Below are 24,110 nucleotides of genomic sequence, written 5' to 3' on the forward strand. Positions count from 1 at the left end.
AGCTGATAAGAATGAGCAATCAAATCGCTAGATTGCTCATTTTTATTTGTTCAATAGTTGATAAAAAAGAAATGGCATTTAATTTTATCAGGTGATAAAAGCTTACGTCATCTCTTAACTATGTTATAATGTTAAAGATATTTTAGATTAGGAGAAGTTGATATGGAAGGAATTATTCCCTTATGGAAACCGCGTGGTATGACAAGCCATGATTGTGTTTTTCAGCTAAGAAAAATTTTGCAAACAAGAAAAGTCGGGCACAGTGGAACTTTGGATCCAGATGTTGATGGAGTTCTTCCTATTTGTGTTGGGCGTGCGACAAAAGTTGTTGAATACTTACAAGATTCAGATAAAGTTTATCAAGGAGAAATCACGTTGGGTTTTTCTACTGAAACCGAAGATAAATCGGGAGCTGTTGTTGAAACAACGTTCATTGATCAGCCTTTTTTAGCGGAAGAAATTGATGCGGCTATGGCGTCTTTTATGGGTGAGATAAAGCAACAACCCCCGATGTATTCTGCAGTTAAAGTTAATGGCCGTCGTTTGTATGATTATGCGAGAGCGGGCGAAGAAGTTGAACGTCCAATTCGTGTTGCGCAAATCAAAGATTATCGTCGAACAAGTGATGTAGTGTATCATCCAGAAAATAAAACACAAACCTGGCGATTTGAAGTAACTTGTGGCAAAGGGACGTATGTTCGGACATTAGCGGTTGATACCGGTAAAGCTTTGGGCGTCGCAGCACATATGTCTGATTTGACACGTCTTAAAAGTGGTGGCTTTTCAGTCGCCGAGGCCGTAACGATTGAAACACTACGCAAATCAATGGAAGAGAATGATGCAGAAAAGCATTTTTTTCCTTTAGAATATGGGGTTCGTTCGTTTCAAAGCTTAGAGTTATCCGATAACCAATATCAAGAGATCAAAAATGGGTTGGTTGTTCCAGAGAGTTATTTCGGAACAACGTCAAAGGAATGGCCGCTTCTTTTAGTTTATGGTGAACAGGCGATTTCAATTTATGGTCTCCATCCGACTAAAAAAGGAATGTTAAAACCAGTAAAAGTTTTTCGAAATGATTAGGAGTGTTTAATATGCAAACAATTCAGATCCACCATCCCTACCGAAAAAATCAAATTCCGACAGAGGAAGTGGTGATGGCTTTAGGATTTTTTGATGGTGTTCATCGAGGGCATCAAAAAGTGATTAAAACAGCAAAAAAAACGGCAGATGCTAGAGGGTTAAAATTAGCGGTCATGACATTTAATCATCACCCTTCTGTTGTTTTTAAAAAAAATGCCGTTCAATCATTGCGCTATCTGACAACAATTGATCAAAAGAAAAAGCAAATGGAGCATTTGGGAGTGGATTATTTATATGTGATTGAATTTACATCGTCATTTGCCAATCTTTCTCCTCAAGCATTTGTTGATCAGTATTTAGTGGAGTTACATGTGAAAATTGCCGTCGCAGGATTTGATTACACCTATGGTAAAAGAGAGGTAGCGAATATGGCAACCTTACCTGATTACGCTAAAGGACGATTTGAAATTGTCGAGGTCCCGAAGGAAGTTGATAAGGTCGAAAAAATAAGTTCAACTCGAATTCGTGAATTGATGGCACAAGGAAATATGGAAGAAGCAAATCTTTGTCTTGGCTATCCTTATCAGATTAGCGGTTTGGTTGTCCATGGAGATAAACGGGGACGTACCTTGGGTTTTCCAACGGCTAATGTTGCTCCCCATGCAAATTCGTTATTACCCCGAGGCGGTGTCTATGCAGTCAAAATAAAAGTGGCTAACAAGTGGCATCTTGGTATGGCGCAAATCGGTTATAATATTACCTTTGAAGCTGACCGACCAATGACAATTGAAGTTAATATCTTAGATTTTGATCAAGATATTTATGGAGAACATGTTTCTGTTGCTTGGTATCACTTTATTCGTAATGAATTAAAATTCGATGGCGTAGAAGGACTAGTTGAACAATTAAAACAGGATCAACAAGATACTGAAGGTTATTTTAACCAGTTAGGAGAATAAAATGACATCAGCATATATTCATATTCCTTTTTGTGAGCACATTTGTTTTTATTGTGATTTTAATAAGGTTTTTATTGAAGGGCAACCTGTAGACGAATATATTGAGGCTCTGATTAAAGAAATAAAATTAACGAAAGAAGTTTATCCTTCAAATAAAACAGAAACTATTTATATTGGAGGTGGAACACCGACTTCTTTGTCTGCAAAACAATTGGATCGTCTGCTAGAAGGAGTTCGTCGTTATTTGCCTTTTGATGATCAAGATGAATTTACAGTAGAGGCAAATCCTGGAGATTTAACGCTAGATAAATTAAAAGTTTTACAAGACCATGGTGTTAATCGTGTGTCCATGGGGGTTCAAACTTTTGATGATCGACTATTGAAAAAAATTGGTCGAAAACATACAGCGCAAGATGTGTTTGATACGATGAAAATTTTTGAACAAGCGGATTTTAGAAACGTTAGTGTCGATTTAATTTATGCTTTGCCTAATCAGACAATCGAAAGTTTTGAGGATACTCTAACTAAAGCGATTGCTTTAGATTTACCTCACTACTCAATGTATTCATTGATTTTAGAAAATAAAACAATGTTTTATAATTGGGCTCGTCAGGGGCGGTTGCATTTGCCTGGCATTGACGTGGAAGGTGATATGTTTGAGTTAGCCATTAAAAAGATGGAACAAGCAGGTCGCTATCAGTATGAAATTAGTAATTTTGCGTTACCAGGTTATGAGAGTCAACACAATCTAGTTTATTGGAATAATGAGCATTATTATGGATTGGGTGCTGGAGCAAGTGGCTATCTTGGAAATATTCGCTATAAAAATCATGGACCGATTCAACATTATCTAGAACCATTGCGTCAAAATAAGCGTCCGGTTATTCAGGTTGAAGATTTAACATTAGAAAATCGAATGGAAGAAGAGATGTTTTTAGGGCTAAGAAAATTAAAAGGTGTGTCACTTTCTCATTTCGAGCAAAAGTTTGGTTGTCGCTATGATGATGTCTATGGAAAAATTACTCAAGAAATGATTGCAAAAGAGTTGATGAAAAAAGAAGATGACTTTGTTTCTTTGTCTGATAAAGGGCTGATACTTGGAAATGAAGTTTTTGAAAAGTTTTTATTATCAACTTAAAATAAATTTCGTTAAGACTAGGATCTGACTTAGTCTTGACGATTTTTTACTAAAAAGAAGCTTTAATAAAAAATTAAAAAATAAAAGAGCGAGCATGTCTTACTAAATGTTGATATACCAATGGTTTACAATCGTTTTTAGCAGTTAGTTCAGTCGAGTGCTAAAAAAAGAAGGTTTTTCATTGACATGTGATTTAATAGTTGGTATATTATTAACTGTAGTTAGCACTTGCTTTAAAAGAGTGCTAAAGAGAAGGTGATAGAGATGCTCAGTGAAAGACAACTGAATATTTTTAGTTTATTGGTTCATCTATACACAGAAACGGGTGTTCCGGTTGGATCAAATACGTTAATGAATGGCGGGATTAAAGCTAGCTCAGCAACAATTAGGAACGATTTAGTAAAATTGGAAGAGTTAGAGTTAATTCAAAAAGTGCATTCTTCATCAGGACGTGTCCCCTCAGCAGAAGGCTATCGATTTTATATTGACCATTTAATGAAACCATCACATGTTTCATTAAATGAAATTGATCGAATACGTCAATCGTTTAATCGAAAGTATAGTGCCACAAATGAAATTATCGAAGTATCTGCTAAAATTTTATCTGATTTAACAAACTATACTGCTTTTTCTCTTGGACCAGAGGTTAAAGAAAGAAAGTTAACAAGTTTTAAAATTATCCCTCTGAATAGTCATCAGTTAATTGCTGTGATTGTGACAGATAAAGGATATGTTAAAAGTCAGGTTTTTACTGTTCCTGAAGAAGTTTCATCAAGTGACATTGAAAAAATGATAAATATCATTAATGATCGCTTGATAGGAAAAAGCCTGTTGACGGTTTATCATCAATTAAGAACAGAAATCCCTTTGATTCTACAACGGTATTTTACTAATTCATCGCATATGTTACTTTTGTTCGAAGATGTTTTTCATCAAGTGTTTGATGAACAAATTTATGTAAGTGGTGGAATGAATTTATTGAATTCAGATATTTTTTCTGATATTTCTGAGTTTAAATCTGTCTATTCTTTATTTACAGATACTGAACGATTGAGTAAATTGATAGTACCTAGCGAAGCCGGAGTTGAGATTAGAATTGGTAATGAAATGAATAATAAACTCTTATCAAACTTAAGTTTAATTACAGCATCTTATGATGTTTCCGAGCATGGAAATGGTGTTATTGCTTTACTAGGTCCCACGAGTATGTCATATTCTAAGGTGACGGGATTGGTTAATGTCTTTAAAAATGAATTATCCGAACATTTAGAATCACATTACCGTAGTCTAGGTAATTCAAATAGTAGTAGTTAGGAAGGAGAGGTTTGATTTTGAACAATGAAGAATCGAAACAAGAAGAAGTTCTAGAGGAAAAAGCAATAAATGAGGAAATAACAGATCAAGTTGTTGAGGAAACAGCGACTGACTTGACTGAACAAGATCAGAAAATTCAAGAATTAGAAAAAGCTTTAAATGAAATGGAAGATAAATTTTTAAGAGCGCAAGCTGAATTAGCTAACATGCGTAATCGTAATAAGAAAGAACGTGAAGAAGCAGCCAAATATCGTTCACAAGATCTAGGTAAAGCTTTATTACCGGCATTGGATAATCTTGACCGGGCTTTATCAATCGAACCAACGGATGAACATGGGGATAATATGCGTAAAGGAATTGAGATGGTTCGTGAAAGTTTATTGCATGCACTTAAAGAAGTGGGCATAGAAGAAATCGAAGCGAAGGGCCAAATTTTTGATCCTAATCTACATCAAGCAGTTCAAACAATGCCAGCTGAAGGCGATCAAACAGCAGATGAAATTATTCAAGTGTTACAAAAAGGTTATCGATTGCACGATCGGATCTTAAGACCTACAATGGTTGTAGTAGCACAATAAAAATTAAAATTTAAAACTTAAATTATAAGGAGAGATTTATAATGAGTAAAATTATTGGAATCGATTTAGGAACAACAAACTCTGCAGTATCAGTATTAGAAGGCGGAGAAGCGAAAATTATTACAAACCCTGAAGGAAATCGTACGACACCATCAGTTGTTGCTTTTAAAAATGGAGAAATCCAAGTTGGTGAAGTTGCTAAACGTCAAGCAGTAACGAATCCAAATACAGTTGCTTCTATTAAACGTTACATGGGCGAGTCTGGATATAAAGTAGATATCGAAGGAAAATCATATACACCACAAGAAATTTCAGCAATGGTTTTACAATATCTAAAAGGTTTTGCTGAAGACTATTTAGGTGAAAAAGTGGATAAAGCTGTCATCACTGTTCCCGCTTACTTTAATGACGCACAACGTCAAGCGACAAAAGACGCTGGTAAAGTAGCTGGCTTAGAAGTTGAGCGTATCGTTAACGAGCCAACTGCAGCAGCTTTAGCTTATGGTTTAGATAAAACAGATAAAGAAGAAAAAGTTTTAGTATTTGACCTTGGTGGTGGTACATTTGACGTGTCAATCCTTGAATTAGGCGATGGCGTTTTTGATGTATTATCAACAGCTGGTGATAATAGTTTAGGTGGGGATGATTTTGATGAAAAAATCATTAACTACTTAGCAGAAGAATTTAAAAAAGAAAATGGCATTGATTTATCTAAAGATAAAATGGCTGTTCAACGCTTGAAAGATGCTGCTGAAAAAGCTAAAAAAGATTTATCTGGTGTAACAAGTACACAAATTAGCTTGCCATTTATTACTGCTGGCGAAGCTGGACCACTTCACTTAGAAGTAACGTTAACTCGTGCTAAATTTGATGAATTAACAGCTGATTTAGTCGAAAGAACTAAAACACCAGTTCGTCAAGCAATTAAAGATGCTGGCGTAAGTACTTCAGAAATTGATGAAGTAATCTTAGTAGGTGGATCAACTCGTATTCCTGCAGTGGTTGAAGCTGTTCGTAAAGAAACAAACAAAGAACCTAATAAATCAGTGAACCCTGATGAAGTGGTAGCAATGGGTGCTGCTATTCAAGGTGGAGTTATCTCAGGTGACGTGAAGGACGTAGTATTACTTGACGTTACACCGTTATCATTAGGTATTGAAACAATGGGTAGTGTCTTTACTAAATTAATTGACCGTAACACAACTATCCCAACAAGTAAATCACAAGTCTTCTCAACAGCAGCAGACAACCAACCAGCTGTAGATATTCATGTATTGCAAGGTGAACGTCCAATGGCATCAGATAATAAAACATTAGGTCGTTTCCAATTAACTGATATTCCAGCAGCACCACGTGGTATCCCTCAAATCGAAGTAACATTTGATATTGATAAAAACGGTATTGTTAACGTAAGTGCGAAAGACTTAGGAACACAAAAAGAACAAACAATTACAATCAAATCATCTTCAGGTTTAACAGATGAAGAAATTGATAAAATGATGAAAGATGCAGAAGCAAATGCGGAAGCTGATAAAGCTCGTAAAGAAGAAGTTGATTTACGTAATGATGTTGATGCATTGTTATTCTCAGTGGATAAAACATTGAAAGAATTAGAAGGTAAAGTCGATGCTGATGAAGTAGCTAAAGCAGAAGCAGCTCGTGATGAGTTGAAAGCTGCTGTTGAAGCAAACAACATTGAAGAAATGAAAACAAAACGTGATGAGTTAAGCGAAATCGTTCAAAACTTAACGGTTAAACTTTATGAACAAGCAGCGCAACAACAAGCAGCTGAAAATCCAGAACAAGCAGCTGAAGGTGGCGACGATGTTGTCGATGCAGATTTTGAAGAAATCAACGACAATGATAAATAACATTTTTCATTAAAATTAGAGAAGCCAAAGCAATGTGCTTTTGGCTTTTCTTTCTTGAAAGATGGTAAATGTAGTACCTAAAGGTCTGATTTTATGTTATGATTTAACAGATATTTAAGGAACAAAAAAGATGGAGGATGACGTCCAATGGCAAAAAGAGATTTTTATGAAATCTTAGGCGTTTCTAAAACGGCAACAGATGTTGAAATTAAGAAAGCCTACCGCAAGTTATCAAAAAAATATCATCCCGATATTAATAAAGAGCCTGATGCAGAAGATAAATTTAAAGAAGTTTCTGAGGCATTTGAAATTTTGAGTGATCCTCAAAAGCGTGCGGCGTATGATCAATATGGTCATTCTAGTACAGATCCAAACTTCGGTGCTGGAGGCGGCGGTTTTGGTGGTTTCCAAGATTTTGGAGGCGGCGGTTTTGGTGGTTTTGAAGATATATTTGAATCTTTCTTTGGAGGCGGTGGTGGAGGGCGTTCAAACGCTTCTAATGCACCTCGTCAAGGGGCAGATTTACAATATACGTTAGATTTAAGTTTTAATGAAGCAATTTTTGGTTTAGAGAAAAACATTCGTTTTAATCGTGAAGATGAGTGTTCAACGTGTCATGGTAGCGGAGCTAAACCAGGAACACATCCGGAAACGTGTACGAAATGTCATGGTTCAGGTACAATTAATGTTGAACGTCAAACCCCACTTGGTCGGATGATGAGTCGTCAAACGTGTGATGAATGTCAAGGTACGGGTAAGATGATTAAAGAGAAATGTGGGACTTGTTCTGGTTCTGGTCGAATGATGAAATCACATGCCGTTAAAGTAAATGTGCCTGCTGGAGTTGAAAATGGACAACAAATGCGTTTAGCAGGTCAAGGTGAAGCTGGCTATAACGGTGGTCCTTATGGCGATTTATATGTTATTTTTAGGGTCGAAGATAGCCCAATATTTGAACGTGAAGGTTCTGAAATTTATTATAAAGAAACAATTTCAATTGTTCAGGCCGCATTAGGTGATGAAATTGAAGTTCCAACAGTTCACGGTCGTGTTAAACTTCGTATTCCTGCTGGTACTCAAACGGGGACTACATTCCGTTTAAGAGGTAAAGGAGCACCTAAATTACGTACTAATACAAATGGCGATCAACATGTTACAGTTGTTGTTGAAACGCCTGTAAACCTATCAGAAGATCAAAAAGAGGTTTTACGCCAATTTGGTACGTTAACTGGCGGTAAAGCGGTGGTTGAACAAGAAGAAGGTTTTTTTGATAAAGTAAAAGATGCTTTTTCTTCTGGAAATAAAAAAAAACGTAAATAAAAACAGAAATAACTTTAGAAGTTGAAAAACTTTTGAAGTTATTTTATTTTTTTAGTTGCTTTTTTTAATCGTATCTATTACAATTTGTTAGTACTGTTAAGAGTAATCATTACGAATTAGAAAGTCGGGGGATATGAAAATGAAAAAAATAGTTATTGCTTTAGTTGGTTTATTAATACTAGCGGGTTGTACTTCAAAGACAAATGAAAAAGAAAAACCCAAAAATAAAAATGAGTTATCAATTGTTACTAGTTTTTACCCAATGTATGATTTCACTAAAAAGGTTGTAGGTGACCAAGCAGATGTCCATTTACTAATTGAAGCAGGTGTTGAGCCTCATGATTACGAGCCAAGTGCCAAAGATATGGCCAAGATTCAGGAGGCGGATGTTTTTATCTATAATTCAAATGAAATGGAAACATGGGTCAAAGATGTTCTAAAGGGAATTGATACAAAAAAAGTAAAAGTTATTGAAGCAAGCAAAGGTATTCCGTTGCTTGAGTCCAATGAAACTGATGAAGAGCATTCTGAAGAAGGTCATGAACACACGCATGCTTATGATCCGCATGTTTGGTTAAGTCCAGTCCTAGCTAAAAAAGAAGTTGAGACTATCGAACAAGGAATTAGCAGCATTGATGAAAAAAATAAAGAGTTATATGAAAAAAATCGCAAAACATACACTGATAAGTTAGAACAACTGAATCAGGAATATGTAAAAGCGACAAAAGAGGCAACACAAAGAAAATTTGTCACTCAGCATCAAGCCTTTTCTTACCTTGCTGCGCAATATAATCTGATTCAAGTTCCAATTTCAGGAATTTCACCAGAACAAGAACCAACGCCTAAAGAGTTGAAAAAAATTCAAGATGTTGTAACGAAAGAAAAAATTGACGTTATTTACACTGAAAGTTCGGCATCATCGAAAGTCGCAAAAACAATTGCTGATGCAACCGGAGCGAAATTAGTCGAGCTCAATCCATTGGAAAGTTTATCAAGTCAAGAGAAAAAAGCGGGAGCTGATTATATTTCAATTATGTCAGATAACCTATCTGCGTTGAAAGAAAGTATTCACTAATATTATGTTTGTTAAATTACCTTTCTAGGTTGGTAATAATTAGGAAAGAATGATTTAGTTTTCATGAAAAATAGGCTATAATGAGTGAGATAACTTTTTATCGGAGTAACTTTAGGAGGTCAATTGATGAGTAAACAACAAATCGGTGTCGTAGGTATGGGTGTAATGGGTAGAAACTTAGCCCTAAATATTGAAAGTAGAGGTTACAGTGTTTCTATTTATAATCGCTCAGAAGCGAGAATTAACAATGTTATCAATGCTAATCCAGGGAAAAAACTATTTCCAGCATACACTATTGAAGAACTCGTTGATTCATTAGAGAAACCAAGACGAATTATGTTGATGGTGAAAGCAGGAGAAGCTACAGATATGACGATTCAAAATTTATTACCACATTTAGATAAAGGTGATATTCTAATTGATGGTGGTAATACATTCTTTAAAGATACGATAAGAAGAAATGAAGAGTTAGCGAGTTCTGGAATTAATTTTATCGGGACTGGTGTGTCTGGCGGAGAAGAAGGAGCTTTAAAAGGACCTTCAATGATGCCAGGAGGTCAAAAAGAAGCGTATGAATTAGTAAAACCTATCTTTGAAGAAATGGCAGCAAAAGCGAATGACGGGGCTCCGTGTGTGACTTATATCGGGCCAAATGGTGCGGGACATTTTGTTAAGATGGTACATAATGGCATTGAATACGGTGATATGCAATTGATTGCTGAAGCTTATGATATTTTAACACGTGTCTTAGGTTTGTCAGTTGAGGAAGTTGCTGCTATATTTACAGAATGGAATAAAGGTGAGTTAGACAGTTACTTAATTGAAATCACTTCAGATATTTTAACTAGAAAAGATGACTTGGGAACAGGAAAACCAATTGTTGATGTTATTTTAGACGCTGCTGGAAATAAAGGAACAGGTAAATGGACAAGTCAAAATGCCTTAGATTTAGGAACACCATTACCGTTAATTACGGAATCAGTATTTGCACGTTATATCTCTGCGTTAAAAGAAGAACGTGTGGCAGCTAGTAAAATCATACCACAACCTAAAGTGGTTCCTTTTTCAGGTAACAAACAAGAAATGATTGAAAAAATTAGAAAAGCCTTATATTTTAGTAAAATTATGAGTTACGCTCAAGGGTTTGCGCAAATGAGAACGGCAAGTGAAGAATTTGAATGGGATTTAAATTATGGTGAGATAGCCAAAATATTCCGTGCAGGCTGTATCATTAGAGCACAATTCTTACAAAAAATTACTGAAGCGTATGAAAAAAATCCTGAATTGAAAAATTTAGTACTGGATGATTATTTCTTAGAAATTACCTCAGACTATCAAGAAGCTGTGAGAGAAGTTGTTTCATTAGCTGTTCAAACAGGAGTCCCTAGTCCGACGTTTTCTTCGGCGATTGCTTATTATGATTCATATCGTACAGAAAACTTGCCTGCAAATATTATTCAAGCGCAAAGAGATTATTTTGGAGCACACACTTACCTTCGTAAAGATCGTGAAGGCGTCTTCCATTATGATTGGTATGGTAAAGAATAGATTAAAAAATAAACTGAGGGCTTCTTCTTAAAAAGAGGAAACCTCAGTTTTTTAATTGTTCAATAAAATTTAGAGTAATTTGATCCAAATAACGCTCCTTGAGGCTGATTAAATGATAATGAGTAACGGGTGTACTGGGAGTGATAGGATAATAATAATTATTTATTTTTAAGGAAGTCTCCAACATAGATTCTGGTAAAATGCTATTGACTAATTGAGTAGCAACGAGTTCTTGAATTAATAAATAATTAGAGCAGTAAGAAATAATAAAGTCATTTGGTTGTTTAGTGACAATTTTTTTAAAAAAAGTATTGTTTTTAGAAAAAACTTGGAAATTCGGAAGTAATAATGGTTTTTGATAAAAATCAGAAAAACTCATTTTCTTAGATTCGAGAGGTTCGGAAGTTACGAAAAAAAGTTTCTCAGAAAACGAAAAATGACTAATGAATAAATCCTTATCAAACGACCCTTGAATAAAGGCTAAATCTAGAGCACCGGATTTTAATTTATTTTTTAATAGTTTAGCTTCGCTCTGTTCGATTATTAGAGAAACATTAGGGAAGTTCTTGAAAAAATGAACAAGTGCTGGTTTTAATTGGTTAAGAGCAATATCTGTGCTTCCAATTTTAAGTTGACCGGTTAAACCAAGACTATTTTGTTGGATTTTGCCTTGCATATCTCCTAATTGTTTTACAATATTTAAAGCTTCTTGATAAAGAATTTCACCACTCTTGGTGAGTTGATGTTTTTTCTTACTTCGTTTGATGAGCTTAGTTCCTAATTCTAGTTCCAAATTTTTTAACATTTGACTAAGTGGTGGTTGAGCCATTTCGAGTTTTTTAGCAGCTTCAGAAATCGTGTTTGATTCGGATAAAACGATAAAATAATTTAGTTGTCTGATATCCATAGAATACCTCCTTCTCAGAACATTAGAATTAAATGAAATAAAATATATTTTTTTAATTATTATTTAACTTTTATAATATCAAAAAAATACGATATCGTCATTCTTTTTTTAAAAAAGTTATTTTTAGCTAGAGGATAGATAAGTTTTTTCAAAAATGATATAATAAAAGAGTCCTATTAAAAGCTCATTATTTTTTAATAAATCTATTGTATTTAAAGATGAGCGTTTGCATAGTTGTTTAAAACAAGTTATCATGATTAGATGACTGTTTAGAAATAAAGAGTGTCTTTTTATTAGTGACTCGTCAATAATAAATCGTTTGTAAAAGAAATAAAAAGAATGACAGAAAGGCATGTGACAGTATGTCAAATAAAATTTTGATAATTGAAGATGAAAAAAACCTAGCTAGGTTTGTTGAGCTAGAACTAAAGCATGAGGGTTATGAAACAGAAGTTCATTATAATGGACGGATGGGGTTAGAGGCAGCTATTGAAGGTGACTGGGAAGCGATTTTATTAGATTTGATGTTACCTGAATTGAATGGACTTGAAGTTTGTCGTCGTATTCGCCAAGTGAAGAATACACCGATTATTATGATGACAGCTAGAGATTCAGTGATTGATCGTGTATCTGGACTTGACCATGGTGCAGATGACTATATTGTTAAGCCATTTGCTATTGAAGAACTGTTAGCACGATTACGAGCATTGCTTCGCCGAATTGATATTGAAGGCGATAAGAACATTACTAAGCAAACTACGATAACTTATCGTGATTTGACGATTGAAAAAGAAAATCGTGTCGTTCGTCGTGGCGAACAAATGATAGAATTAACCAAACGTGAATATGAACTGTTATTAATTTTAATGGAAAATATAAATGTTGTCTTATCTAGAGATGTTTTATTGAATAAAGTATGGGGTTATGAAATTGAAGTCGAAACGAATGTTGTCGATGTTTATATTCGTTACTTAAGAAATAAAATAGATGTACCTGGTGAAGATAGTTATATTCAAACCGTTCGTGGTACTGGGTATGTTATGAGATCGTAATGAAAAGTTTAAAAGAGAAAAATAAACTAAGACAATTTTCTTGGAAATCAATTTCTTTTAAGTGGACTCTTTTAACGGCTCTATCAATTACCATCTTATTTTTATCATTTGGTTTTGTGACCTATCAAATTAGTATTAGGAATGTTTACGAACAAGAAGAAAAAGATTTTAATCGAACGATGAAAGAAATCAATTCTCGTCTTTCGCGATCAGAGGATCCTTTAACGTTGCATAGTACAGTTTCTTACTTAAAAGAAGCCTCTAGCCGTTATGTGGGCGATGTTTATTATGATCGAAGTAGTTTAGAAGCAAGTTTAATGAATTTAAATAGTTTTATTTCTGAACTATCACAACCTGAATTAAATGTTAAAATTTATGGGGTTGATCAACGTTTAGTCTTTGAAACGAGAGGATTATATCTTCCTTTTGATGATTCTGAACAAGGAAAAATAACAATCCAAACACATAATAATATTACTGGATTAATCGCGTTAGAGCCGATTAAGTCGAATGAAACAGGTAAAGTAATTGGGTATGCACAAGGTTTTCTCGAATTAAATAGTTTTATTAGTGTTCGAGATAAAATGTTCAAAACGTTAGTTGTTTTGGAAATTGTCGGTGTAATCATTAGTATCATTGTCGGTGTTTTATTATCAACGTATTTTACAGCGCCGTTACGAAAAATGGCAAATTCTTTAAATAGTATTAATGAAGCGTATAAAACAGAGGTTAGAATGCCTGTTCCTAAGTCGAATGATGAAATTTCTGATTTAGCGCGAGCCTTTAATGATATGTTGGAAAGAATGCAGTTATTTATTCAACAACAACAGCAATTTGTCGAAGATGTTTCACATGAGTTACGAACACCAGTTGCTGTAATCGAAGGTCATATTAATTTGTTAAATCGTTGGGGGAAAGACGATCCTGAAGTTTTAGAAGAATCTTTACAAGCTTCTTTACAAGAAATTGTTCGAATGAAAAGTTTGGTGCAAGAAATGTTAGATTTATCTCGTGCAGAACAATCAGAATTTCATTATGAAGATAAAGTTTCCAGTGTGGTTGATGTTTTAAAGACAACAGTGGGAAATTTTAGTATGTTGTATCCTGACTTTCATTTTAACTTGGATATTGATTTAGCTAAAAGTGCACAAATTAAAATTTATCGAAATCATTTAGAACAGTTGTTAATTATACTAATGGATAATGCCGTTAAGTATTCAGGTGAGCGAAAGGAAGTTTTAGTTTCTGCTTCATCCTCTTATCGAACGGTTGATATTCTAGTCCAAGACTTTGGCGAGGGTGTCTCTGAAGAAGATTTAGCCCGAATTTTTAGTCGTTTTTATCGAGTTGATAAAGCACGAGCACGTCATACAGGTGGAAATGGATTGGGTCTTTCGATTGCCGCTCAATTAGTTAATAATTATAATGGTCATATCAGTGTGAAAAGTGTTTTGAATCATGGGTCTTCTTTTAAGGTATCCTTACCTTTAGTAATAGAGGAACCAGAAGAAATAGCAAAAATAATAAAAAGAACCTAATTTTAGGTTCTTTTTTTTGTAATCATAAAAAAATCAAAGGATTTGTGATATAATGTCATAGACTTGCGTAATGGCAGAGGAGGGGAATAATATGGAAATTGATAAAACGAATCGAATGAACGCTTTATTCGAATTTTATTCGACTCTCTTAACTGAAAAACAAATGAATTATATTGAACTTTATTATGCAGATGACTATTCTTTGGGTGAAATTGCTGAGGATTTTGAAATTAGTCGCCAAGCAGTATATGATAATATCAAACGAACTGAAAAGATTTTAGAAAATTATGAAAAAAAGTTACATCTCTATTCAAATTATGTCGTTCGTAATGAAATTATCAGTGAAATTAAGCAGCTCATCGCTAATGATAAGGCTGATCATCAAGAAAAAATTAACCAATTATTAGATAAAATTCAAGAAATAGAAGAAGAGTAGGAGTAAATAAAATGGCTTTTGAAAGTTTAACTGACCGCTTACAGGTCGCAATGAGTAAATTAAAGAAAAAAGGAACCGTGAAAGAAGAAGACGTTAAAGAGATGATGCGTGAGATACGTCTAGCTTTATTAGAAGCTGATGTCAACTTACAAGTTGTTAGAGGGTTTACTAAACGTGTCGGTGAACGTGCTGTCGGAGTTGAAATTTTAGAATCGTTAAATCCAACGCAACAGATTGTTAAAGTGGTTGATGAAGAGTTGACGAAAGTTTTAGGTTCGGAAGCAGTTGCTCTGAATAAATCACCTAAAATTCCAACAACCATAATGATGGTTGGTTTGCAAGGGGCAGGTAAAACAACATTTGTCGGCAAACTTTCTAATTTTTTAAAGAAAAATGAAAAAGCTCGTCCATTATTGATTGCGGGAGACGTATATCGTCCAGCAGCAATTGATCAGTTGAAAGTGATTGGTCAACAATTAGATATTCCAGTTTTTGAAATGGGAACAGATGTTGATCCGGTTGAAATTGTAAAACAAGGGTTAGCGCATGCTAAAGAAAATAAAAATGATTATGTTTTTATTGATACCGCGGGACGGTTACATATAGATGAAGTTCTAATGGGTGAGTTACAACGGATTAAGGAGTATGCTCAACCGAATGATATTTTGTTAACAGTTGATGCGATGACTGGACAAGATGCTGTAACTGTTGCTCAGAGCTTTAATGAGCAGCTCGATGTTACCGGAGTAGTTTTAACTAAATTGGATGGAGATACTCGTGGTGGTGCAGCCTTATCTATTCGTGCAGTCACTGGTAAACCTATTAAATTTATAGGGACGGGTGAAAAACTAACCGATATTGAAGTTTTCCATCCAGACCGTATGTCTAGCCGTATTTTAGGTATGGGGGACATGTTGACGCTAATTGAAAGAGCGCAACAAGAATATGATGATCAAAAAGCTGAAGAATTAACTAAAAAAATGCGTGAAAATAGTTTTGATTTTAATGATTTTATTGAACAACTTGATCAAATCATGGGTATGGGACCTCTAGAAGATTTGCTTAAAATGATTCCTGGAATGAATAATGTACCAGGTTTAGAAAATATTCAAGTAGATCCTAAAGATATTGCACGTAAAAAAGCCATTGTCTATTCGATGACACCTGCAGAACGTGAAAATCCAGATTTATTAAATCCGAGTCGACGACGACGTATTGCTGCTGGTTCAGGAAACAACGTCGTTGAAGTCAATCGAATGATTAAACAATTTAATGAATCGCGTAAAATGATGCAACAAATGACTAAAGGAAATATGCCAGCTGGTATGGACAACATGTTTGGTACCGGGGTTCAAGGCAAACTTGGGAAAATGGCCATGAATCGAATGGTTAAGAAAAATAAAAAGAAAAAAAATAAAAAGAATAAGAAAAACAAAAAGAGATAATGATCAACCTTTGAGAAGGCTGTTTACCCAGCCTTCTTTTTACTTTTTTTGGGGAGGAAGAAAGATGAAAATTGCTATTTTAGGTTTTAGTGGGAGCGGTAAATCAACGTTGGCTAAAAAATTGGGTACTGATTTTTCATTGTCCATATTGCATTTAGATACGATTCAGTTTTTACCAGAATGGGAAATACGTCCTATTGAAGAATCAAAAGTACTCGTGCGTCGTTTTATGGATGAGCATTCAAATTGGATAATTGATGGTAATTATTCAAGCTTTTTACAAGAAGAACGTCTTGAAAAAGCCGATTTAATAATCTATATGAACTTTCCTCGTCGGGTTTGTTTACCGCGTGTTGTTCAACGTTATATTCAGAATAAAAATCAAACACGGGCAGACATGGCTATTGGCTGTTTAGAAAAAATTGATTTACCCTTTATTTGGTGGGTTTTGCATGAAGGTAGAACGCGAGAGCATTATAAACATTACCGTGAATTAGCTAAAGAGTATTCGAATAAATGGATTGAATTAAAAACACCAGAAGAAGTAGAAACATTTTTGAAAAAACAAAATTGTTCCAAAATTGCAAGTTAAAGCGGATGAAAATTGATTAGTTTGTGAAAAACACCAGAAGAAGTCGCAATAATTCTCTATCTTAGCTAGAATAAATTAAACAATAGTTTTTATTTAAGGAGAGAAAAAAATGAAAGATGCCTTTGGTTTAGCGAAACAAATAAAAAATAAAGAAATATCACCAATTGAGATATTAGATGAACTGGAAAAAAAGATTGAAACGCATTATGAATTAAATGCTTTTGTTGAATTAAATTTTGAAGAAGCGAGAAAAATGGTCGAACAGGCAACGCCAGAGCAGAGGGAAGCTCCCTTCTTTGGCGTTCCTTTTGCATTAAAAGATTTAGGGCAAGCGAAAGAAGGGTTTAAACAAACGTCTGGTTCACGTTTATTTCGTAATCATCGTGCGCCTGAAACGAATAACTATGTAAAAAAAATTGAAGCGATGGGATTGATTCCTTTTGCTGTGACGACTGCGCCAGAATTTGGTTTTAAAAACATAACGGATGCCGTTATTAATGGACCTACATTAAATCCATGGGATATGGAGCGTTTTTCTGGAGGAAGTAGTGGGGGAGCAGCGTCAATTGTTGCTGCCGATATTGTTCCGATTGCTGGTGCAAGTGACGGTGGAGGCTCCATTCGAATTCCGGCAAGTTTTTCTGGTTTGGTTGGCTTGAAGCCTAGTCGTGGGAAAATCATAACCGGACCTGCTGGTTGGCGCGATTGGCAGGGGGCTTCTGTTAATTTTATATTGGGAAAATCGATTAGAGATGCAAAAATAATTTTAAAAGGCTTAAAACCAGATCATCAGATTTCGCCTTTTAGTGAACCTCATTCGACCTTTAAAAAAGCTGAGAAATATCGGATTGCTGCTTGCTTAGATTCTCCCGTTGGAAACAAAGTGAGTTCAGAGGCTCAACAAGCATTCAGAGAGGCCATTGAATTCTTAGTTTCTTTAGGACATGAAGTAGTAGAAGTTCCTTATCCTATCAAAGGAAGAGCGTTAATAGAAAGCTATTACCAAATGAATGGTGGGGAAACAGCACATATGATGCAAGGGATAAGTCATATGTTGCAACGTCCTTTAACCTATCGTGATATGGAGCCAATGTCATGGGCGCTCTATCAATATGGACAACAATTATCAGCAGCAGATTACTCAGCCTCTTTTGGAGCTTGGGATGAAGCAACAGCGGTCATGGAAGGTTTGTTTACCAAATTTGATTTGTTTTTATCACCAACTGCGACGACTGTGGCACCAAAAGTTTCAGACGATTTACAGAGCGATATTATTCGAGCGAAGATGAAACAAGCCTCTGAATTAAATAAAGAAGAACTAAAAGAATTGGTCTATGAGATGTTTGAAAAAAGCTTACATATTACACCCTATACACAGTTGGCTAATCTGACGGGACAACCAGCCATCAGTTTACCGACATTTGTAACCGACGATTTTTTACCAATTGGGGTTCAAATGATGGCTGCTAAAGGAAATGATGAGCTGTTATTGGAAATAGGTCAGCTGTTTGAGCTGGGAAATCAATTCAAGATTTTAAAAAAAAGTAAGCTGTAAAGAAAAAACACTTTACATGTCATTTAATATCTGTTAAACTATGTCTTGTGTTAATAAAAGAAATATGGAGGTGCCTCATTAATGGCAGTTAAAATTCGTTTAAAACGTATGGGTTCTAAAAAGAAACCTTTTTATCGTATGGTAGTAGCAGATTCTCGTTCACCTCGTGATGGACGTTATATTGAAATCGTGGGAACATATAACCCATTGTTAAATCCAGCTGAAGTTAAAGTTAAAGAAGAAGTAATTCTAGATTGGTTATCTAAAGGTGCACAACCTTCTGATACAGTTCGCAATATTTTATCTCGCGAAGGAATCATGAAAAAACATCACGAAGCTAAATATACTAAAAAATAAGGTGGGATATTGAATGACTGATGTTAGAGAATTGGTTTTAACCATTGTTCGTCCGTTAGTTAGTCACCCAGATAAAGTATTTTTAGAAGTTACAGAGTCAGATCAATTCATGGAATATAATCTTTCTGTTGATGAATCTGATATTGGGCGAATCATTGGAAAACAGGGACGTGTCATTAAAGCGATTCGTACTCTTGTGTATAACATTCGTACCGAAGAACCAAAACGTGTTCGTCTGAATATTTTAGACGACGAAACAAAATAATAGATTAAGATTATTTACTAGCCTAAGGTTACTTAGTTTAGCAAATAATCTTTTTTATTTCTTGGTTGTTGATCTTAAAGATGGTACAATCATCAAGGAATAATATGGAAAGGTGTGATGTAAAATGACTGATTATCTAAATGTTGGTAAAATCGTCAATACACAAGGTATTAAAGGTGAAGTACGGGTCATTTCTAATACGGATTTTGCTGATGAGCGCTATCAAGTAGGGAATGAATTACTTTTATTTCAAGAAGGACAGCCAGAAAAAAAATTAAAAATTCGTTCTTATCGTAAACACAAAAATTTTGATATTCTTAGTTTTGAAAATCATCCAACAATCAATGATATTGAAAAATATCGTGACGGGGTTTTAAAAATCGCGAAAGACGATTTATCTGAATTAGAAACAAATGCTTTTTATTATCATGAAATCGTTGGTTTAACTGTCTATGATGAAAATGAAACATGTTATGGAACAATTCGGGAAATTCTATCACCAGGTGCCAATGATGTTTGGGTGATTCAACCAAAAGAAAAAGGGAAAAAAGATATTCTAATCCCTTATATTGATTCGGTTGTTCTATCAGTCGATTTAGAAAACGAACGAGTGATTGTTGAAATTCCAGAAGGGCTGATAGACGATGCGAATTGATGTTTTAACTTTATTTCCAAGAATGTTTGAAGGACCTATGACAGAATCTATTTTAGGTAAAGCTATTGACAAAGGACTTTTAAATGTTCAAGTGACTAATTTTCGTGATTTTTCTTTAAATAAACATCAACAAGTGGACGATTATCCTTACGGTGGAGGCGCTGGCATGCTTTTAAAGGTTCAACCAATTGCCGATGCTCTTTCATCTATTAAAGCGTCAGAACCCAATAAAAAGCAACGTATTATACTCTTAGATCCAGCGGGTAAACAATTTAATCAATCTATGGCAGAAGATTTTGCAACGGAAGAGCATCTCGTTTTTATTTGTGGTCATTATGAAGGGTATGATGAAAGAATTCGTTCTTTGGTAACAGATGAAGTATCTTTGGGTGATTATGTTTTAACTGGAGGCGAACTAGGTGCAATGGTGATGATTGATGCAACTGTTCGTTTATTGCCAGATGTTTTAGGGAATGAAGATTCAGCGAAAGGTGATTCTCATTCAACTGGCCTTTTAGAACACCCACAATATACTCGACCACAAAATTATGAAGGTTTAGAAGTGCCGTCCGTTTTGACAAATGGAAACCATAAACTAATTGAAGATTGGAAGCTAAAAGAATCATTACGTCGAACTTTTTTAAGGCGTCCAGATATGCTAGAAAAACTAGAATTAACTGAAGAAATGAAAAAAATATTACTTGAAATTAGACAAGAAGAACAAGAGTTGTAAAGAAAAAAGACTTTACATCATTAATTAGATGTGTTAATATTATTTGGTGAGTAAATATTACTCATAATTACGACATTCCGCTATGGCGATTAAGCCCATAAGAGTGTTCTGGAATAAGGAGAATGTGGAAAATGAATCCATTAATCGAAGCAATTACAAACGAACAATTACGTTCTGACATCCCAGCATTTAGAACAGGGGATACTGTCCGTGTCCACGCTAAAGTTGTTGAAGGTACTCGTGAACGTATCCAGTTATTTGAAGGTGTTGTTATCAAACGCCGTGGAGCTGGAGTTAGCGAAACTTATACAGTGCGTAAAATTTCAAATGGTGTTGGTGTGGAACGTACATTCCCAATTCATACACCTCGTGTTGCTCAAATTGAAGTTATTCGTTTTGGTAAAGTTCGTCGTGCGAAACTTTATTACTTACGTGATCGTCATGGTAAAGCAGCTAGAATTAAAGAAATGCGTCGTTAATCTTTTAATATTAACGTTTGAAGAAGCCTTGAAAAATAGGCTTCTTTTTTTATTTTTAGAATGAAGAGTTTTTTTGAATAAAGGTAAAAAACAATATTGGTTTGCTTAGAATACAGAAAACTTACGTTAAATCTTTATTTTATTTTTAACTTAGGTTTTTTATGTTGATAACTAAAATAGTTTAAGTGATAATTGGGGTAGTGATCTTTTGAAATAAGAAAGGAGGCTCATCATGAGTTATTTATGGAATAGTCCAGAAAGTTACCTCCAAGGGAGAGACGTTTTGTTAACAGCCATTCCAAAAATTAAAGAAATGGGTCAAAGTTTATTGCTGATAACCGATTCTCTCGTTTATAATTTAGTAGGTAAGCCGTGGATTGAGGAGTTAGTTTCTCAAGAGTTATATGTACTTCCGATTTTTTTTAAGGGTGAATCTTCAGAAGAAGAAATTCAACGAATTATTGATCATGCTTGTTTGGAAAAGAGTGATGTTCTAATTGGTTTAGGAGGAGGAAAGGTGATTGATGCGGCGAAGGCGATAGCTGATAGACTAGATATACCAGTTGTTGTTGTACCAACCTCAGCTTCAACTGATGCCCCAACCTCGGCTTTGTCTGCTATTTATAGAGAAGATGGAGCTTTTGATAAGTATCTCTTGTATCAAAAAAATCCAGAATTGGTTTTAGTCGATAGTGGTATTATTTCTAAAGCGCCAAGTCACTTATTAGCTAGTGGAATAGCTGACGCGCTTTCAACTTGGGTGGAAGTCGAATCGATTGTTAAAGCGGGCGGGAAAAATCTAAGAGGCCAGTCACCAACTATCGCAGCCATTGCGATTGCTAAACAGTGTGAAGAAACTCTTTTCGAATATGGTTTTCAAGCCATGGTTGCAACTAAAGCGAAAGTAGTAACACCAGCATTAGAAGCTGTAATTGAAGCAAATACCTTGCTTAGTGGGATTGGATTTGAAAGTGGTGGTTTAGCTGCAGCTCATTCTATTCATAATGGTTTTACGGCTTTGCATGAAGAAACCAACCATCTTTCTCATGGTGAAAAGGTAGCTTATGGGACATTGACCCAACTTGTTTTAGACAATCAGCCTCACGAGCGATTAGAGCGTTTTATTGCGTTTTATCAATTATTAAATTTACCAACGACATTGAAAGAACTTAGATTAGATCAGTGTTCATACGATGAACTACTTAGTGTGGGAAGATTAGCTGTTCAGCCTGGAGAGAGCATCCATCAAATGGGGAGAACTTTTGATGAATATGATATAGCCGATGCCTTACTTGCTGTTGACAGTTATGTGAATGAATTAAAAAAATAAAGAATTGAAAGAAGGAAAAAAGATGATTAATTTAGCTGATACATTCAAGAGTGCTGGAATTTATTTTGAATTATACGATCATAGAGCAATTTATACTAATGAAGATGCTGTAATTATCAAAGAAGAACAAGGATTTGTGGGAACAGAAACAAAAAGTTTGTTTTTGAAAAATAAAAAAGATGATCATTTTATCTTTTTTACGTTTACAACTAAATCGACGGATTTTAAAAAAATAAAACAGCTTGTTGGTCAAAGGCTATCGGTTGTAAAGCCAGAGGAAATGGAAGCATTAACTGGACAAAAACCAGGAGCTGTTTCACCATTTGGTTATGAAGAAAAAGTTCCAATGATCATTGATGCTGAGCTATTGTTACAAGAAAAACTCGTCTTTGCTCCGGGACGTCCTGATCAAACGATGGTTGTATTAGTCAAAGATTTATCTAAAATAGTCGAATTGTTATCGATAGAAACGTATGATTATCCGCTTTCTAAAAGCGAGGATAACTAGGTGGAAATAACAGAAGGCTATCTTCCTTATCTAGGCTATCAGACATATTATCGGACTATTGGTGCTTCCGATTCTCAAAAAGCACCGCTGATTCTCATTCACGGAGGACCAGGCTCAACGCATAACTATTTTGAATTATTAGATGAGTTAGCGAATGATGGTAGACAAGTTATTATGTATGATCAGCTGGGGTGTGGTAAATCTAGTATGCCTGATGCTCCAGAGCTTTGGACTTTAGAAAATTGGCTGAATGAATTAAAGGCTTTAAAAGCCCATTTAAAAATCGAGCATTGTCACTTGTTAGGGCAGTCTTGGGGTGGAATGTTAGTAATAGCTTACCTTTGCGATGACCAGCCTCAATCAGTCCTTAGTGCTATTTTTTCAAGCACGTTGTCATCAGCAAAATTATGGGCAATGGAACAGCATCGTTTGATCAAATTTCTACCCATTGAAGAACAAAAAGCGATTGAGATCGCTGAACCAGCGTTTTGCTTTACAGAACCAGCCTATTTAGCAGCAAATCAGCATTTTATGAGTCGTCATGTAGCTGACGAACCTACGGAGTGTTCGCCAGAACCGTTATCTCGACCTAAAAAAATAGGGACGCTTGCTTATGAGACTGCTTGGGGGCCTAATGAATATTGCCCGAGTGGGACGTTGAAGACCTTTGATTATACGGATAAATTGAAAGAAGTGAATCAACCGGTTTTAATTACAAGTGGAATTAACGATTTATGTACTCCGCTCATTGCTAAAACGATGTTTGATGAGTTACCCAATGCAAAATGGGAACTGTTTGCTAAGAGTCGTCATATGCCATTTGTTGATGAAAACAAGAAATATCTTTCTGTATTAAAAAAATGGTTAAACCAAAATGACCATATTTAAAAAAGCAAAAAAGTTGACAGTCTTAAAATAAATATGAGATATTTTAAAAAGAAAAGGACTGATCAAATGTTGGATAAATATAAATATGTTTTAACTAAGATTGTTGATTTATTTCTAGTCATATTATCACTTTTGATTATTATTTACATGGCTCAAGATTTATTCAGTTTAAGAAAAGTAATTGTTTTGCCAGAGGGAAAGCGTAGTATTGAAATCGTAGCAGATTATATTTTATCTTTTTTCATGCTTTTTGAGTTCATTATGATGATTTTAAAGTATATTGAAGATTCGCATCATATTCCGATTAAGTATTTAATTTGGATTAGTATGACAGCAATTTTAAGACAATTATTAGTCGTTCATGACAATGGATTACAAACATTAATGTTAACTATTTCAATTTTTGTTTTAATTTTAGTGGTTTATATTTTTGAAGTGATAAAAAGAAATGATGAAATTAAAAAAAAGAAAGATAATGACAAGTAAG

At 34.8% G+C, this 24,110-nt stretch carries 25 protein-coding genes; 24 read left to right on the forward strand and 1 reads right to left on the reverse strand.

The window, feature by feature from the left end:
• Positions 1-162 precede the first annotated feature (162 nt).
• The 9 genes from truB to gndA all read left to right on the forward strand — a co-directional run bounded on the left by truB (position 163) and on the right by gndA (position 10,883).
• Positions 163-1,080, forward strand: coding sequence for a tRNA pseudouridine(55) synthase TruB (gene truB / locus ACTJFD_RS06195; protein WP_442260421.1), 918 nt, complete (start codon positions 163-165; stop codon positions 1,078-1,080).
• A gap of 11 nt (positions 1,081-1,091) precedes the next feature.
• Positions 1,092-2,039 (forward strand): riboflavin biosynthesis protein RibF, encoded by a 948-nt coding sequence (gene ribF / locus ACTJFD_RS06200; protein WP_442260423.1) that lies wholly within the window; start codon positions 1,092-1,094, stop codon positions 2,037-2,039.
• 1 nt (position 2,040) lies between these two features.
• The gene (hemW, locus tag ACTJFD_RS06205; RefSeq protein WP_442260425.1) at positions 2,041-3,177 is read left to right on the forward strand and encodes a radical SAM family heme chaperone HemW; all 1,137 of its coding nucleotides are present in this window, start codon (positions 2,041-2,043) and stop codon (positions 3,175-3,177) included.
• 264 nt (positions 3,178-3,441) lie between these two features.
• Positions 3,442-4,491, forward strand: coding sequence for a heat-inducible transcriptional repressor HrcA (gene hrcA, locus ACTJFD_RS06210; RefSeq protein ID WP_442260427.1), 1,050 nt, complete (start codon positions 3,442-3,444; stop codon positions 4,489-4,491).
• Between the two features lie 17 nt (positions 4,492-4,508).
• Positions 4,509-5,069, forward strand: a complete 561-nt coding sequence (gene grpE / locus ACTJFD_RS06215; RefSeq protein WP_442260428.1) for a nucleotide exchange factor GrpE — start codon at positions 4,509-4,511, stop codon at positions 5,067-5,069.
• A 41-nt stretch (positions 5,070-5,110) separates the two neighbouring features.
• Positions 5,111-6,940: a molecular chaperone DnaK gene (gene dnaK, locus ACTJFD_RS06220; RefSeq protein WP_442260430.1), complete on the forward strand. Its 1,830-nt coding sequence runs from the start codon at positions 5,111-5,113 to the stop codon at positions 6,938-6,940.
• Positions 6,941-7,087: 147 nt separating this feature from the next.
• Positions 7,088-8,260 carry a molecular chaperone DnaJ gene (gene dnaJ / locus ACTJFD_RS06225; RefSeq protein ID WP_442260432.1) on the forward strand — a complete coding sequence of 391 codons (1,173 nt, stop codon included), beginning with the start codon at positions 7,088-7,090 and terminating at the stop codon, positions 8,258-8,260.
• Between the two features lie 139 nt (positions 8,261-8,399).
• Positions 8,400-9,335, forward strand: a complete 936-nt coding sequence (locus ACTJFD_RS06230) for a metal ABC transporter solute-binding protein, Zn/Mn family (RefSeq protein ID WP_442260433.1) — start codon at positions 8,400-8,402, stop codon at positions 9,333-9,335.
• A gap of 126 nt (positions 9,336-9,461) precedes the next feature.
• Complete coding sequence (gndA, locus tag ACTJFD_RS06235; protein ID WP_442260434.1) at positions 9,462-10,883, forward strand: NADP-dependent phosphogluconate dehydrogenase; 1,422 nt, start codon at positions 9,462-9,464, stop codon at positions 10,881-10,883.
• A gap of 43 nt (positions 10,884-10,926) precedes the next feature.
• On the opposite strand, the gene ACTJFD_RS06240 is transcribed toward gndA, so the two are convergent.
• On the reverse strand, positions 10,927-11,790 hold the full coding sequence (locus ACTJFD_RS06240) for a LysR family transcriptional regulator (protein WP_442260436.1): 864 nt from the start codon (positions 11,788-11,790) through the stop codon (positions 10,927-10,929).
• Between the two features lie 362 nt (positions 11,791-12,152).
• On the opposite strand from ACTJFD_RS06240, the gene ACTJFD_RS06245 reads away from it, so the two are divergent.
• The 15 genes from ACTJFD_RS06245 to ACTJFD_RS06315 all read left to right on the forward strand — a co-directional run bounded on the left by ACTJFD_RS06245 (position 12,153) and on the right by ACTJFD_RS06315 (position 24,109).
• Positions 12,153-12,842: a response regulator transcription factor gene (locus ACTJFD_RS06245; protein WP_442260438.1), complete on the forward strand. Its 690-nt coding sequence runs from the start codon at positions 12,153-12,155 to the stop codon at positions 12,840-12,842.
• Positions 12,842-14,380: an ATP-binding protein gene (locus tag ACTJFD_RS06250; RefSeq protein ID WP_442260439.1), complete on the forward strand. Its 1,539-nt coding sequence runs from the start codon at positions 12,842-12,844 to the stop codon at positions 14,378-14,380. The genes ACTJFD_RS06245 and ACTJFD_RS06250 overlap by 1 nt, the downstream gene beginning before the upstream one ends.
• A gap of 91 nt (positions 14,381-14,471) precedes the next feature.
• On the forward strand, positions 14,472-14,816 hold the full coding sequence (locus ACTJFD_RS06255) for a putative DNA-binding protein (protein WP_442260441.1): 345 nt from the start codon (positions 14,472-14,474) through the stop codon (positions 14,814-14,816).
• An 11-nt stretch (positions 14,817-14,827) separates the two neighbouring features.
• Positions 14,828-16,261: a signal recognition particle protein gene (gene ffh, locus ACTJFD_RS06260; protein WP_442260443.1), complete on the forward strand. Its 1,434-nt coding sequence runs from the start codon at positions 14,828-14,830 to the stop codon at positions 16,259-16,261.
• 64 nt (positions 16,262-16,325) lie between these two features.
• Positions 16,326-16,853, forward strand: a complete 528-nt coding sequence (locus ACTJFD_RS06265) for a DNA topology modulation protein (RefSeq protein ID WP_442260444.1) — start codon at positions 16,326-16,328, stop codon at positions 16,851-16,853.
• A 109-nt stretch (positions 16,854-16,962) separates the two neighbouring features.
• Positions 16,963-18,408 (forward strand): amidase family protein, encoded by a 1,446-nt coding sequence (locus ACTJFD_RS06270; protein WP_442260446.1) that lies wholly within the window; start codon positions 16,963-16,965, stop codon positions 18,406-18,408.
• 81 nt (positions 18,409-18,489) lie between these two features.
• Complete coding sequence (gene rpsP / locus ACTJFD_RS06275) at positions 18,490-18,765, forward strand: 30S ribosomal protein S16 (protein ID WP_442260447.1); 276 nt, start codon at positions 18,490-18,492, stop codon at positions 18,763-18,765.
• A 13-nt stretch (positions 18,766-18,778) separates the two neighbouring features.
• Positions 18,779-19,030: a KH domain-containing protein gene (locus tag ACTJFD_RS06280; RefSeq protein WP_442260448.1), complete on the forward strand. Its 252-nt coding sequence runs from the start codon at positions 18,779-18,781 to the stop codon at positions 19,028-19,030.
• 124 nt (positions 19,031-19,154) lie between these two features.
• Entirely contained in the window at positions 19,155-19,685 is a 531-nt protein-coding gene (rimM, locus tag ACTJFD_RS06285) for a ribosome maturation factor RimM (RefSeq protein ID WP_442260450.1), read from the forward strand.
• Positions 19,675-20,418, forward strand: coding sequence for a tRNA (guanosine(37)-N1)-methyltransferase TrmD (trmD, locus tag ACTJFD_RS06290; RefSeq protein ID WP_442260452.1), 744 nt, complete (start codon positions 19,675-19,677; stop codon positions 20,416-20,418). Before rimM ends, trmD begins: the two co-directional genes overlap by 11 nt.
• A 131-nt stretch (positions 20,419-20,549) precedes the next feature.
• Positions 20,550-20,897 carry a 50S ribosomal protein L19 gene (gene rplS, locus ACTJFD_RS06295; protein ID WP_442260453.1) on the forward strand — a complete coding sequence of 116 codons (348 nt, stop codon included), beginning with the start codon at positions 20,550-20,552 and terminating at the stop codon, positions 20,895-20,897.
• 232 nt (positions 20,898-21,129) lie between these two features.
• A complete protein-coding gene (locus tag ACTJFD_RS06300; protein WP_442260455.1) occupies positions 21,130-22,227 on the forward strand; it encodes a glycerol dehydrogenase in 1,098 nt (365 codons plus the stop codon).
• Positions 22,228-22,249: 22 nt separating this feature from the next.
• Entirely contained in the window at positions 22,250-22,735 is a 486-nt protein-coding gene (locus ACTJFD_RS06305; protein WP_442260456.1) for a YbaK/EbsC family protein, read from the forward strand.
• Entirely contained in the window at positions 22,736-23,623 is an 888-nt protein-coding gene (pepI, locus tag ACTJFD_RS06310) for a proline iminopeptidase (RefSeq protein ID WP_442260458.1), read from the forward strand. It begins immediately after the preceding gene.
• A gap of 66 nt (positions 23,624-23,689) precedes the next feature.
• Positions 23,690-24,109, forward strand: coding sequence for a phosphate-starvation-inducible PsiE family protein (locus ACTJFD_RS06315; RefSeq protein ID WP_442260460.1), 420 nt, complete (start codon positions 23,690-23,692; stop codon positions 24,107-24,109).
• The last annotated feature ends 1 nt before the right edge of the window (position 24,110 follow it).

Origin of the sequence: Vagococcus sp. (genome assembly GCF_052102835.1) — a bacterium.
Taxonomy (GTDB): Bacteria; Bacillota; Bacilli; order Lactobacillales; family Vagococcaceae; genus Vagococcus.